The sequence below is a fragment of the Streptomyces manipurensis genome (assembly GCF_049570255.1).
GTDB classification, from domain to species: Bacteria; Actinomycetota; Actinomycetes; order Streptomycetales; family Streptomycetaceae; genus Streptomyces; species Streptomyces manipurensis.
Genome location: NZ_CP186950.1, coordinates 1,721,541 through 1,733,671, shown reverse-complemented (window position 1 = coordinate 1,733,671; position 12,131 = coordinate 1,721,541). Strand labels below are relative to the sequence as shown.

Sequence of the window (12,131 nt, the reverse complement as noted above, 5' to 3'; positions counted from 1 at the left end):
ATCGCGTACGGCCGGCCGAACGGAGGGCGGGAGGGGCGGGGAGCGGGCCCGTCAGGCGAGGGTGATGTTCCCGTCCGCGGCCACCTTGATCTTCTTCTCGGCCAGGCCCTTGGTGGCCGGGCCCTTGATCCGCGCCCCGTCGGTGGCGTTGAACTCGCTGTTGTGGCAGGCGCAGTCGATGGTGCCGTTCCCGACCTTGGTCACCAGGCAGCCCTGGTGCGGGCAGACCGCCGTGAAGCAGCGGAAGGAGCCGGCCGTGGGCTGGGTGACCACGATCTTCTCCTCCTTGAGGATCTTGCCGCCGCCCACCGGGACGTCCGCGGCCTTGGCGATCACCTGGGCGCTGCCCGCGGCCGGGTCCGCCGCGGCGGGAGCGGAGGCCGGCGGAGTGGCGGCCCCCTGTTCCCCCTGCGGCGCCGAGCCGCCGTCCCCGCCGCCACAGGCGGTGAGCGCACCGCCGGCCACGGCGGCCGCGCCCGCCGCCAGTACCGTGCGCCGGGCGGTGTGCGTGAGGTCACTCATGAGTCTCTCCTCGCTCTGTGGCCGGATCAGCGTGCAGCATCCTGGCCTGCGGCGGGCTCCGGGTGAAGCCTGCCGCGCCGATTCACGGGCCCGGCTCCCACGGTGCCAGTGAGGCGGGTGCGCCGGGTGTTCTTACGACCTCCCACACGCGGACCACGGCGTCCCGGTTCAACGGGCCGTGGACGTGTGGATAGCGGCCACCGGAATCACCTTCCCGGCGGACCTCCGCGGTGAGCGCGTCCTCGTCGAGTCCCACCGCCAGCAGGGTCCCCCGCACCGCGCGGTAGTGCGAGTCCACGATCTCCAGGGCCGTAGCCCGGTCGGCCGAACAGTGCACGAACCCCTCCGAACGCAGGGAGGAGGGGGCGTACGGGAGGCCGGGCTGCGCGGCCCAGTCGGCCAGGGTGACGATGTGGAAGATCATGCCGATCGTTCTACCGCAGCGGGCGGGGGCGTGTGGGCCAAGTGGCGGCACCATCCGCTTCGGGTGACATTGTCCGTGTCTCTCAACCGGGTACGGCGCGGTCCGCGCGACCCGGCCCTCTGCGGAAGGGCAGGACCATGGCAGGAAACGACCTCGGCTCGCTCCTGGGCGGCCTCCTCGGCGGCGGCCAGGGCGGGAGCGGCGGGGGCAACATCCTCGGCGCGCTCCTCGGTTCGCTCATGGGCGGCGCCGGCGGGGCACAAGGCGCCGGAGGAGCGGGCGCGAGCAACGGCGGCAACCCCCTCGGCGGCCTCCTGGACATGCTCACCAAGTCCGGGCTCGCCGACCAGGCCCAGTCCTGGATCGGCACCGGAGACAACAAGCCCGTCAGCGGCGCCCAGATCGCCGAGGCCCTCCCGGACCAGACCCTGCAGCAGGTGGCCGAACAGGCCGGGGTCACCCCGCAGGCCGCCGCCGACCAGATCGCCCAGACCCTGCCGACGGCCGTCGACAAGCTCTCCCCCCAGGGACAGCTGCCGACCGGCTCGCTGGAGGACATCATCCGCTCCCAGCGGCTCTGACGGCCGGCACCGGAGCACGGGGCCCGGCCGCCGTCCCACCGGGCGGACGGCCGGGCCCCGCCGCGCACGGGCTGGCTAGTCTGTGACCGAAGATCGTCACCGCCCGTCCGCACCCCTGGAGCATCCCGTGAGAACCGCCGCCGTCATCGGAACCGGACTGATCGGCACCTCCGCGGCGCTCGCCCTGGCCGCCCGCGGGATCACCGTGCACCTCGCCGACCACGACCCCGACCGGGCCCGCACCGCCGCCGCGCTCGGCGCCGGCACCGACGAGCCGCCCCAGGGCCAGGTGGACCTCGCGATCGTCGCCGTCCCGCCCGCGCACGTCGCCGCGACCCTGGCCGACCTGATCGGGCGCGGGGCGGCCCGCGCCTACGTCGACGTCGCCAGCGTCAAGGGCGGACCGCGCCGGGAACTGGCCGCGCTCGGCGTCGACACCACCGCCTACATCGGCACCCACCCGATGGCCGGCAAGGAGCAGTCCGGCCCCCTCGCCGCGACGGCCGACCTCTTCGAGGGCCGCCCCTGGGTGCTGACCCCCACCCGCGACACCGACCACGAGGTCCTCAACCTCGCCCTGGAACTGGTCGCGCTGGCCCGCGCCGTACCCGTGGTCATGGACGCCGACGCCCACGACCGGGCCGTGGCCCTCGTCTCGCACACCCCGCAGCTCGTCTCCAGCATGGTCGCCGCCCGCCTGGAGGAGGCCGACGAGACCGCGGTGCGGCTGTGCGGGCAGGGCATCCGCGACGTGACCCGGATCGCCGCCTCCGACCCGCGGATGTGGGTGGAGATCCTCTCGGCCAATCCCGGACCGGTGGCCGACGTCCTCGCCGGGATCGCGGCCGACCTGGAGGAGACCGTGGAGGCCCTGCGCGGCCTGCAGTCGGCCGACGTGGAGAAGCGCCGCGGCGGCGCCGCGGGCATCGAGGACGTGCTGCGCCGCGGCAACGCGGGCCGGGTGCGGGTGCCGGGCAAGCACGGCGCGGCGCCGACCGTCTACGAGACGGTCGCCGTGCTCATCAGCGACCAGCCGGGCGAGCTGGCGCGGATCTTCGCCGACGCGGGCCGGGCGGGTGTCAACATCGAGGACGTCCGCATCGAGCACGCCACCGGCCAGCAGGCCGGTCTGGTCCAGCTGATGGTCGAGCCGCGGGCGGCCGCCGGGCTCACGGCCGAGCTGCGCGAGCGGGGCTGGGCGCTGCGCCAGCAGTGAGGCCCCCCGCGCGACGCGGTCCCGGCCGGACGGCCGGGATCCGCACGGGGTGAGGCGGATCGCCGGCCCGGTGGCGGACCGGAACGTACGTGCGGAACCGGCGGGCGCCGGGGCCCGGTAACCTTGGAGAGGGGCGCTTTGCCGCGCCCGGACACGTAGGCGCAACCAGGAAGGTGCCCACACCGTGGAAACCGCAGCTCCGTCCGCCGTGATCGTCGCCATCGACGGTCCCTCCGGCACGGGCAAGTCCAGCACCTCCAAGGCCGTGGCCGCCAAGCTCGGGCTGCGCTACCTGGACACCGGCGCCCAGTACCGGGCCATCACCTGGTGGATGATCACCAACGGCATCGACACCGACGACCCGCAGGCCATCGCCCTGGCCGCCGGCAAGCCCGCCATCGTCTCCGGCACCGACCCGGCCGCCCCCACGATCACCGTGGACGGCCTGGACGCCTCCGGCCCCATCCGCACCCAGGAGGTCACCTCGAAGGTCAGCGCCGTCAGCGCCGTCCCCGAGGTGCGCACCCTGATCACCGAACTCCAGCGCTCCATCGCCGCCGAGGCGGCCGAAGGAGCCACCGGCATCGTCGTCGAGGGCCGGGACATCGGCACCACCGTCCTGCCCGACGCCGACCTCAAGATCTTCCTCACGGCCTCCGCCGAGGCGCGCGCCGCCCGGCGCAGCGGCGAGCTCCGCGGCAAGGAGGCCGCCGACCTCGCGGCCACCAAGGAAGCGCTGATCAGGCGCGACGCCGCCGACTCCGGCCGCAAGACCTCCCCGCTGGCCAAGGCGGACGACGCCGTCGAGGTGGACACCACCGAGCTCACGCTCGACCAGGTGATCGAATGCGTCGTGACCCTGGTCGCGGACCGCCGGGACGCGGGCGCGGAGAAGCGGGCGGCCGGCAAGTGAGCCAAGCGCCCTCCCTCAAGGGTGCGGCGGTCGGCAGGCGCATCGGCATCGGCCTCATGTACGGGCTGTGGAAGCCGCGCGTACTGGGCGCCTGGAAGGTGCCCGCCTCGGGCCCCGTCATCCTCGCCGTGAACCACACGCACAACATCGACGGCCCGATGGTCATGGGGACCGCGCCGCGACCGCTGCACTTCCTGATCAAGAAGGAAGCGTACGTGGGCCCGCTCGGCCCCTTCCTGGACGGGATCGGGCAGGTCAAGGTCGACCGCAGCGGTACCGACCGCACCGCGGTGGGCCGCGCCCTGGCCGTCCTCGACCAGGGCGGCGCACTCGGGATATTCCCCGAGGGCTCCCGGGGCGAGGGCGACTTCGCCTCGCTGCGCGCGGGCCTCGCGTACTTCGCGGTCCGCAGCGGCGCGCCCGTCGTCCCCGTGGCCGTCCTCGGCAGCGGTGACGGACGCGGCAGGCTCATACCGGGGCTCCCGCCCTTCAAGAGCCGGGTCGACGTCGTCTTCGGCTCGGCCTTCGACGCCGGGGACGGCAGTGGCCGCCGGACCCGTACCGCACTGGACGAGGCCACCGTACGCATCCAGGACCGGCTGACCGCCCACCTGGCCGACGCCAAGCGCCTCACCGGGCGCTGAGCGAGACTTGACCCAGTAGTGGAACCGCGCTGCGCGGGCACCACCGATCACCACGAACGACGAGGAACGGACTTCATGAACGACCAGCACGACCACGGAGCACTCGGCGACGCCGAGTACGCGGAGTTCATGGAGCTCGCCGCGGAAGAGGGCTTCGACCTCGACGACGTCGAAGGTGCCATCGAGGAGGCGGGCCACGGCCCGCTGCCCGTCCTCGCCGTCGTCGGCCGCCCGAACGTGGGCAAGTCGACCCTGGTGAACCGCATCATCGGCCGCCGCGAGGCCGTCGTCGAGGACAAGCCCGGCGTCACCCGCGACCGCGTCACCTACGAGGCGGAGTGGGCCGGCCGCCGCTTCAAGGTCGTCGACACCGGCGGCTGGGAGCAGGACGTCCTCGGCATCGACGCCGCCGTCGCCGCCCAGGCCGAGTACGCCATCGAGACCGCCGACGCGGTCGTCTTCGTCGTGGACGCCAAGGTCGGCGCCACCGACAGCGACGAGGCCGTCGTCAAGCTGCTGCGCCGGTCCGGCAAGCCCGTCGTCCTGTGCGCCAACAAGGTCGACGGCCAGAGCGGCGAGTCCGACGCGGCCTACCTGTGGTCGCTGGGCCTCGGCATGCCCTACCCGGTCTCCTCGCTCCACGGCCGCGGCACCGGTGACATGCTGGACGCGGTCCTGGAGGTCCTGCCGGAGGCCCCCGCGCAGACCTTCGGCGGCACCGCCCCCGGCGGTCCGCGCCGCATCGCCCTGATCGGCCGCCCGAACGTCGGCAAGTCCTCGCTCCTGAACAAGGTCGCGAAGGAGGAGCGGGTCGTCGTGAACCCGCTGGCCGGCACCACCCGTGACCCGGTCGACGAACTGATCGAGCTCGGCGGCGTCACCTGGAAGTTCGTCGACACCGCCGGCATCCGCAAGAAGGTCCACCTCCAGCAGGGCGCCGACTACTACGCCTCCCTGCGCACGGCCGCGGCCGTCGAGAAGGCGGAGGTGGCGGTCATCCTGATCGACACCACCGAGACCATCAGCGTCCAGGACCAACGCATCATCACCATGGCCGTCGACGCCGGCCGCGCCATCGTGATCGCCTACAACAAGTGGGACGAGCTGGACGAGGAGCGCCGTTACTACCTCGAGCGCGAGATCGAGACCGAGATGCAGCAGGTCTCCTGGGCGCCCCGGGTGAACGTCTCGGCGCTCACCGGCCGCCACATGGAGAAGCTGGTCCCGGCGATCGAGACCGCCCTCGCGGGCTGGGAGACGCGCGTCCCCACCGGCCGGCTGAACGCCTTCCTCGGCGAGGTCGTCGCGGCCCACCCGCACCCGATCCGCGGCGGCAAGCAGCCCCGCATCCTGTTCGGTACCCAGGCCGGCAGCAAGCCGCCGCGCTTCGTCCTCTTCGCCTCCGGCTTCCTGGAGCACGGCTACCGGCGCTTCATCGAGCGCCGGCTGCGCGAGGAGTTCGGCTTCGAGGGCACCCCGATCCACATCTCGGTGCGGGTGCGCGAGAAGCGCGGCGCCCAGTACAAGAAGAAGTAGCGGGCGGTGCCGGGGTCAGTAGCCCCGGCGCGGAGCGGGCGGCAGGGCCGCCGGGACGGTCGTCATACCGGTCTGGTGCTGCCGCCCGCCGCCGTATCCGGACCCGCCCGCGTAGGAGTAGGCCGGCTGGGCCGGGGTCTGCGCGGGTGCCTGGCCCTGGCTCCCGTCCTGCTGCGGGGCCTGCGCCGGGTAGGAGGGCTGCCAGTCCGTCCGCTGCCAGGCGGAGCCGCTCCAGGCGCCCCCGTACGAGCCGACGGTGTAGCCGCCGCCGTACGAGAAGGCCGTGAACCCGAGGTTCTCCTCGCCCGTGCGGTCGCCCGGCAGGGCCCGGAAGGCGCGCAGGTACTCCGAGTACAGCGTGTCGTAGATCGGGGTGTGCGAGACGGCCGGCGAGCTGTCCCGGTCGCGTACGGGACGCATGGCGGGGACGGCGCTCGGATAGGACGGGGCGCGGGAGGAGTCGTATGGATGCACGTATCAGCCAACGAAACCGGCGCGCTGCGGATGCGGGGTGACGGGCCCGGAAACACAGATCGCCGGGGGTGTGCGGGACGGACCGCACACCCCCGGCGCATGCCCACCGGCCCCCATGGCAGGGGGCCGGGCGGCCGTTCCGGTTCCGGCCGGGATCAGGCGCCGGACGTACCCGCCAGCGGCATCGCGGCGGCGACGAGCTTGCCGGCCGCGGCCGCCTTGTCGAGCGCGTCGCGCAGCAGGTCCTCCCGGGGCTGCTGGCCGATGGAGCCCACCGGGGCGGCGTAGACGAGGACGCGCTGGGTCTTGTTGACCGCGGTCCGCCAGCCCTCGGTGACCGACAGGGCCTGGTGGGCCTGCCACCAGGCGACCTGGCCGCCGCCCTCGGCGCCCGGCTGCAGGACGGCGTGCAGCTGGCCCGCGGCCAGCAGCACCGACCAGCCGCCCAGCAGGGTGGGCAGCTCGGAGGTGTCGGTGACCGGGATGAACCCCTGCTCGATCAGCAGCGGGAGGAAGTCGTCGCCGGGGCCGTCGCTGCCGGGGCGGGCGATCGGCGCGGTCGGCTCGACGACCAGCGCGGGGTGCAGCTCGCCGCCGATCAGGACCAGGCCGCTGGTGATGCCGAGGACGGCCTGGCCGCCCGGCACGTTCTGCGGGGCGGCCGTGCCCTCGGGGGCGGCCGGACTGTCGCCGGTGATGCTGCGGACGGCGCCCTGGAGCTGCTCCTCGGAGACGGAGACGACCTGCGAGGGGATGCAGGCGGCGTGGGCGAAGGCGAGCACGGCGGTCTCCTCGCCGACGAACAGCACCGTGCTGGTGCGCTCGTTCTCGGGGTCGCCCGGGGTGCGGCAGGAGGTGCAGTCGTAACTGCGCGGCGCGTCGTCGCCGACGAGCAGCCTGTCGGCTTCTTCGTCGCCGATCTCGGCACGTACCTCATCACTGACGTCGAGCATGCGCGGCACGGGGTGGCTCCTCGGCATAGGTGCGGGTCCGGGAGGCTCCCGGCTCGCCGGGCTCAACGGGACAGCGGCGGCCGGGGTCACGCCATTTGAGGGAACGGATTCGAACCGGGCGCCCGGAAGGGTGAACTGCCCGACCTCGGTTTCGGAAACGTGTCAACGTGCATCCGATTGTGCGCAGTTGATGGCCGGGGGTGGCCGTTTGGAGGGGTGTGGCGGCTCGGCCGACCGGGTGGGGAGCGCCGGTCCGCCGCGTGGCGGGCCCCGGCGGGCGGCCGGGGTCTGCCTAGCGTGATCCGATGCCGAACCTCCGGATCGCCCGGGCCGCCGGGGTCGCCGCCGCCGTGCTGGTGCTCGCCCTCCCCGGGGGGCGGGCGGACGCGGCCCCGCCCCCGCCCGCCCCCGGACCGGCCGGAGCCGCGCACCCCGGCTCGCCCGGGGTGATCGGGAGCGGCCCGGGGGACTGCGGTCCGGGCGGGCAGTGGCCCTGGGACTGCGTGGCCGACTGCGAGAGCGGTGGGCGGTGGGCGGTCAACACCGGCAACGGCTTCTACGGCGGGCTGCAGTTCTGGCAGCCGACCTGGGAGGAGTACGGGGGGCTCGCCTTCGCCCGGCGCGCCGACCTGGCGAGCCGCGCCCAGCAGATCCGGGTCGCTGAGGAGGTCCTCGCCGCGCAGGGGTGGAACGCGTGGCCGGTGTGCTCGAAGCGGTACGGGCTGGCGGGGCGGATGCACACCGTCCGGCCCGGGGACACCCTGGCGACGATCGCCCGCAAGCGCGGGGTGAAGGGGGGCTGGCAGGCCCTGTACGAGGCCAACCGGGAGGTGATCGGGGTGAGTCCGGCCGCGATCGCGGTGGGCACCCTGCTCCTCCTCCCGGAGCCGCGCCCGGCGCCGCAGCCGAAGCCCGAGCCGGCACCCGCGCCCGCACCGGCTCCGGACCCCGGTCCCGTCCCGGACCCGGGACGGGCCCCCGTACCGGGACCGGTGCCGCACCGCTGACCGCCCCCCGGCCGCGACCGCGGCCCTGGCAGACTCGGGGGGTGCCCGATACCTCCGCCCGGCTGCTGCGCCTGCTGTCCCTCCTCCAGGCCCGACGCGATTGGAGCGGCCCCGAACTCGCCGAGCGGCTCGGGGTCACCCCGCGGACGGTCCGGCGCGACGTGGACCGGCTGCGGGAGCTCGGCTACCCCGTGAACGCCACCCCCGGCACCGGCGGCGGCTACCGCCTGGGCGCCGGGGCCGAGCTGCCGCCGCTGCTGCTGGACGACGACGAGGCCGTCGCCGCCGCCGTCGGGCTGCGGACGGCCGCCGGGAACGGCGTCGAGGGCATCGGGGAGGCCTCCGTACGCGCCCTCGCGAAGCTGGAGCAGGTCCTGCCCTCCCGACTGCGGCGCAGGATCTCCGCGCTCAACGAGTTCACCGTGCCGATGCTGCGCCGGGCCCAGCGCTCCACGGTGGACGCCTCGGTCCTGAGCGGGCTGGCCGCCGTGTGCCGGGACGCGGAGCGGCTGCGCTTCGACTACCGGGACCACGACGGCAACAGCACCCGCCGCACCGTCGAGCCGCACCGGCTGGTGTGCACGGAACGGCGCTGGTACCTGGTGGCCTGGGACCTGGACCGGGCCGGCTGGCGGACCTTCCGCGCCGACCGGATCGAGCCCCGGCCGCCGCACGGACCGCGGTTCGTGCCGCGCCCGCCGCCCGCCGAGGACCTGGCCGCCTACGTCTCCCGGGGGGTGTCGCAGCGGGTCTACGCGGCGCAGGCGGTGGTGCGGCTCAGGATGTCCGCGCACGAGGCGGCGCAGGTGGTCGGTCCGAGCGACGGGGTGCTGGAACCGGTCGACGACCGCTCCTGCCTCCTGCGCACCGGCGCGGCGAACCTGGACGTCCTGGTCATTCACATCATGCTGCTCGGCTGTGAGTTCGAAGTCGTGGAACCGCCCGAGCTGACGGACCGGATCCGGGCCGCGCGAGATCTCCTCGGGCGTGCCCTGGACCAGGGCGAAGTGAAGGAAATGTAGGGGATCTGAGGAGGGTTCAGCCCCGCCGGTCCGTGCTTCGGGTCCAAATCGGATGCGTCAATCGCGCCGATATCGACGGGAATTCCAATGCGTTCGTGGGCCGGGCGTGTCGCGGGTCGGAAAGCAATTGGCGACTGTAGATATTCTGTGACACAAGCGTGACCCGGGATGGACGAACGTCCGGGCGTGGCGCTGACGAACGCCGAAGGCGGGCCGGGTCCAGGACCCGGCCCGCCTTCTCCGCGCGGGGCACGTGGTGCGTACCGCCCCGCGCCGCGGTCTCAGCCTCCGGCGACCGGACGGGCCGCCGTGCCCCGTGCCGCGGCCCGCTCGGTGTGCGCGGGGCGGCGGCTGCCGGCCGGGGTGACGGGCGTCCGCTCGGAGCGGATCACGTGCTGGCGTCCGGCCGTGTGCGCGGCGGGCCGGGGCGCCGGGGAGTGCCCGCCCGGGGTCGCCGCGGCGGTGCCCGAGGGTGCGGCCGGGGCCGGGGCCGGAGCGGGGGCCGGTTGGCCGGCGCCCTCCGCCGCGGGCCTCAACTGCCATTTGCCGCCCGCGGAGAGCAGCGGGGTGAGCGCGGCGACGACCGGGGCCGGCATCCGGCCGGTCTCGGCCCGGCGGCGCAGCGCCTCGCGCACGTCGAAGACGTAGGCCTCGGTCCGGGCGATGAGCGGCTCGAACCAGGGGAGGGCCAGCATGATCAGCAGACCCGCGGACCAGCCCAGCAGGACGTCGCTCACCCAGTGCGTGCCCAGGTACACGGTCGTGGCGCCGACGCTCAGCGATACGACCGCGGACACCACCGACAGCACCCGCCGGGTGACCACCGTGGACGCCAGGTAGGCCAGGATTCCCCAGGTCACGACGGCGTTGGCGGTGTGGCCGGAAGGGAATATATCGCCGCCCGCGAAGAGTTCGGCGGAGCCGATCTCGGTGGCGTAGTGCGGGCCGAGCCGGCCGAGTCCCAGCTTGACCGAGCCGACGGTGACGTTCAGCAGGAGCAGCGCGACGCCGAGGGTGATCAGCGGGCGCAGGGTGTGCTGCCGCCAGGAGCGCCAGCCGAGCCACGCGGCGACCATGACGGCCGTCGGGCCGCGCTGGCCGAGCACGACCAGGTAGTCGAGGAAGGCGTGCAGCTGCGGCCACTGCTCGTACGGGCGGAAGAACATGATCTGCCAGTCCAGGCGGACCAGCCAGGACGTGGTCAGCACGGCCACCACGATGGCCAGGTAGAACGCGAGGGTCGACCCCAGGAGCACGACGCGGTGCCGGCTCATCTGCGGGGTCTGCAGATGAGCCGGTCGCTCCGGTTCCCGGTCCAGCCGGGCGAAGACCCGCTCCAGACGGGTCAGGATTTGATCGGTACGCACTCAATCGACGTTACCGCCCGGCGATGGTCGGCCCGGGCGAATCGCGGGCTTTGTGATGACCATGTGATGTGGAGTTGGTCTCACGCGGTGCTTAATTGCCGGTATTTCGGGAGGGGTTGGATGCCCTTCGATCCCGAGTCCGAAAAAGGTTTCGGGTACTTATTTCGACTTTATTGGCGCAGGTGGATTCCAATGCCCGCGGAAAGCCGGGACACCGCTTACGGCGGCCCGGAGCCGTTCAGCCAGAACGCCCCGTACACCGCCGAGCCCACCGCGGCCGCTCCCACCACCAGCACCGCCCACCGGGTCCGCCACCCCGCCAGCGCCGCCGCCGGCACCAGCATCAGGGGGAACGCCGGCAGCAGCAGCCGCGGCTTCGACCCGAAGTACCCGGACGCGCACAGCGCCAGCGCGACGACGATCCCGCAGTACACCAGCAGCGGGGCGGGCTGCCGCCGCCGCACGCACAGCACGTACAGCCACACCACCAGCACCACCCCGGCCGTCAGGCCCAGCCCCGCGGGGAACGCGGACGAGGCCAGCTTCTCCCCGACGAACCGGGCGAAGGCCCAGCCGCCGTCGAAGCCGTTGCCCCAGCCGGCCTGCACGTCGAGGTAGCCGAACAGGCCGCCCCCGGTGTGCGCCCCCACCCACAGCACGTACGCCGCCGCGCCCGCCGGAGCCAGCAGCGCCCCCGCGGCCATCCGCCACGAGCGCTCGCCGCGCCGCAGCGCCAGGGCCACGGCCACCCACACCGCCACGACGACCGCCGCGCCGACCGGGCGGGTCAGCCCGGCCCCCGCCGCCAGCAGCCCCGCCGTCACCCACCGGCCGCGCAGCGCCCCGTACAGGCCCCAGGCGGCCAGGGCGGTGAACAGCGACTCGCTGTAGGCCATCGACTGCACGATCCCGACCGGCAGCGCCGCCCACACGGCGACCGCGAACACGCCGGTGCGCCGGCCGTACAGCAGGTCCGCCACCGCGAAGATCCCCCAGGCCGCGGCGAGACCGGCGAACGCCGACACCACCAGGCCGGCCGAGCCGTACGACAGTCCGGTCGCCGCCGACACCAGCCGCTCCAGCCACGGCAGCAGCGGGAAGAACGCCAGGTTCGAGTGCACGTCCCCGTTCGGGAGGACCACCTCGTACCCGTACCCCCCGCCCGCGATGCGGGCGTACCAGAGCGAGTCCCAGCGGGCCGACAGCAGCGTGTGCGGGCTGCTGCCGGCCACCGCGCCCCACACCGCGAGCACGGCCAGCCCGAGGAGCCGGACCGCGGCGAAGGCGGCCAGGGCGGGCGCGGCCCGGCGAAATCCAAGATCTTCCACGGGCATGATTATCGACGGCGCCGGATCGGGGTCGGGGCCGAGAACCACGGTGCGTGATCGGGCGTGTACACGGGGGAGGGGTTGGTGCGGGGGAGTGGCGCACGCCACACGCGGGCCGTCTCCGGGATGAGAGCTTGACCACGT

Annotated in this window: 13 protein-coding genes; 7 read left to right on the top strand and 6 right to left on the bottom strand. The window is 74.1% G+C overall.

Annotated elements, in window-relative coordinates; translation table 11 throughout:
- Positions 1 to 51: 51 nt before the first annotated feature.
- A complete protein-coding gene (locus ACPU2J_RS07965) occupies positions 52 to 522 on the bottom strand; it encodes a Rieske (2Fe-2S) protein (protein ID WP_365081251.1) in 471 nt (156 codons plus the stop codon).
- 82 nt (positions 523 to 604) lie between these two features.
- Entirely contained in the window at positions 605 to 946 is a 342-nt protein-coding gene (locus tag ACPU2J_RS07960) for a DUF952 domain-containing protein (protein ID WP_420081240.1), read from the bottom strand.
- Between the two features lie 137 nt (positions 947 to 1,083).
- Here ACPU2J_RS07960 and ACPU2J_RS07955 point away from each other — a divergent pair, with 137 nt between their 5' ends.
- The 5 genes from ACPU2J_RS07955 (at position 1,084) to der (ending at position 5,836) form a co-directional block, all read left to right on the top strand.
- Positions 1,084 to 1,527 carry a YidB family protein gene (locus ACPU2J_RS07955; RefSeq protein WP_399822149.1) on the top strand — a complete coding sequence of 148 codons (444 nt, stop codon included), beginning with the start codon at positions 1,084 to 1,086 and terminating at the stop codon, positions 1,525 to 1,527.
- 127 nt (positions 1,528 to 1,654) lie between these two features.
- Positions 1,655 to 2,743, top strand: coding sequence for a prephenate dehydrogenase (locus tag ACPU2J_RS07950; protein ID WP_361603204.1), 1,089 nt, complete (start codon positions 1,655 to 1,657; stop codon positions 2,741 to 2,743).
- A gap of 184 nt (positions 2,744 to 2,927) precedes the next feature.
- Positions 2,928 to 3,656: a (d)CMP kinase gene (gene cmk, locus ACPU2J_RS07945; RefSeq protein ID WP_420081241.1), complete on the top strand. Its 729-nt coding sequence runs from the start codon at positions 2,928 to 2,930 to the stop codon at positions 3,654 to 3,656.
- Positions 3,590 to 4,300 (top strand): lysophospholipid acyltransferase family protein, encoded by a 711-nt coding sequence (locus ACPU2J_RS07940; RefSeq protein WP_361603210.1) that lies wholly within the window; start codon positions 3,590 to 3,592, stop codon positions 4,298 to 4,300. The genes cmk and ACPU2J_RS07940 overlap by 67 nt, the downstream gene beginning before the upstream one ends.
- A 75-nt stretch (positions 4,301 to 4,375) precedes the next feature.
- The gene (der, locus tag ACPU2J_RS07935) at positions 4,376 to 5,836 is read left to right on the top strand and encodes a ribosome biogenesis GTPase Der (RefSeq protein ID WP_365081263.1); all 1,461 of its coding nucleotides are present in this window, start codon (positions 4,376 to 4,378) and stop codon (positions 5,834 to 5,836) included.
- A 15-nt stretch (positions 5,837 to 5,851) separates the two neighbouring features.
- On the opposite strand, the gene ACPU2J_RS07930 is transcribed toward der, so the two are convergent.
- Both ACPU2J_RS07930 and ACPU2J_RS07925 read right to left on the bottom strand, forming a co-directional pair.
- Positions 5,852 to 6,256 carry a hypothetical protein gene (locus ACPU2J_RS07930; protein WP_420081242.1) on the bottom strand — a complete coding sequence of 135 codons (405 nt, stop codon included), beginning with the start codon at positions 6,254 to 6,256 and terminating at the stop codon, positions 5,852 to 5,854.
- Between the two features lie 209 nt (positions 6,257 to 6,465).
- Positions 6,466 to 7,272: a hypothetical protein gene (locus ACPU2J_RS07925; RefSeq protein ID WP_423833010.1), complete on the bottom strand. Its 807-nt coding sequence runs from the start codon at positions 7,270 to 7,272 to the stop codon at positions 6,466 to 6,468.
- A 296-nt stretch (positions 7,273 to 7,568) separates the two neighbouring features.
- On the opposite strand from ACPU2J_RS07925, the gene ACPU2J_RS07920 reads away from it, so the two are divergent.
- Both ACPU2J_RS07920 and ACPU2J_RS07915 read left to right on the top strand, forming a co-directional pair.
- Positions 7,569 to 8,270: a transglycosylase family protein gene (locus tag ACPU2J_RS07920; RefSeq protein WP_423833009.1), complete on the top strand. Its 702-nt coding sequence runs from the start codon at positions 7,569 to 7,571 to the stop codon at positions 8,268 to 8,270.
- Between the two features lie 41 nt (positions 8,271 to 8,311).
- Entirely contained in the window at positions 8,312 to 9,292 is a 981-nt protein-coding gene (locus ACPU2J_RS07915) for a helix-turn-helix transcriptional regulator (protein WP_423833008.1), read from the top strand.
- A gap of 281 nt (positions 9,293 to 9,573) precedes the next feature.
- On the opposite strand, the gene ACPU2J_RS07910 is transcribed toward ACPU2J_RS07915, so the two are convergent.
- Both ACPU2J_RS07910 and ACPU2J_RS07905 read right to left on the bottom strand, forming a co-directional pair.
- A complete protein-coding gene (locus tag ACPU2J_RS07910; protein ID WP_423833007.1) occupies positions 9,574 to 10,659 on the bottom strand; it encodes a phosphatase PAP2 family protein in 1,086 nt (361 codons plus the stop codon).
- A 218-nt stretch (positions 10,660 to 10,877) separates the two neighbouring features.
- Positions 10,878 to 11,993: a hypothetical protein gene (locus tag ACPU2J_RS07905; protein WP_420081245.1), complete on the bottom strand. Its 1,116-nt coding sequence runs from the start codon at positions 11,991 to 11,993 to the stop codon at positions 10,878 to 10,880.
- Positions 11,994 to 12,131 lie beyond the last annotated feature (138 nt).

Bases quoted from the DNA above. Each gene is read 5' to 3' on its own strand.
- ACPU2J_RS07940 (WP_361603210.1), top strand. From the start codon at position 3,590: ATGCGTCGTGACCCTGGTCGCGGACCGCCGGGACGCGGGCGCGGAGAA.
- ACPU2J_RS07960 (WP_420081240.1), bottom strand. From the start codon at position 946: ATGATCTTCCACATCGTCACCCTGGCCGACTGGGCCGCGCAGCCCGGC.
- ACPU2J_RS07965 (WP_365081251.1), bottom strand. From the start codon at position 522: ATGAGTGACCTCACGCACACCGCCCGGCGCACGGTACTGGCGGCGGGC.
- ACPU2J_RS07955 (WP_399822149.1), top strand. From the start codon at position 1,084: ATGGCAGGAAACGACCTCGGCTCGCTCCTGGGCGGCCTCCTCGGCGGC.
- der (WP_365081263.1), top strand. From the start codon at position 4,376: ATGAACGACCAGCACGACCACGGAGCACTCGGCGACGCCGAGTACGCG.
- ACPU2J_RS07930 (WP_420081242.1), bottom strand. From the start codon at position 6,256: ATGCGTCCCGTACGCGACCGGGACAGCTCGCCGGCCGTCTCGCACACC.
- ACPU2J_RS07920 (WP_423833009.1), top strand. From the start codon at position 7,569: ATGCCGAACCTCCGGATCGCCCGGGCCGCCGGGGTCGCCGCCGCCGTG.
- ACPU2J_RS07905 (WP_420081245.1), bottom strand. From the start codon at position 11,993: ATGCCCGTGGAAGATCTTGGATTTCGCCGGGCCGCGCCCGCCCTGGCC.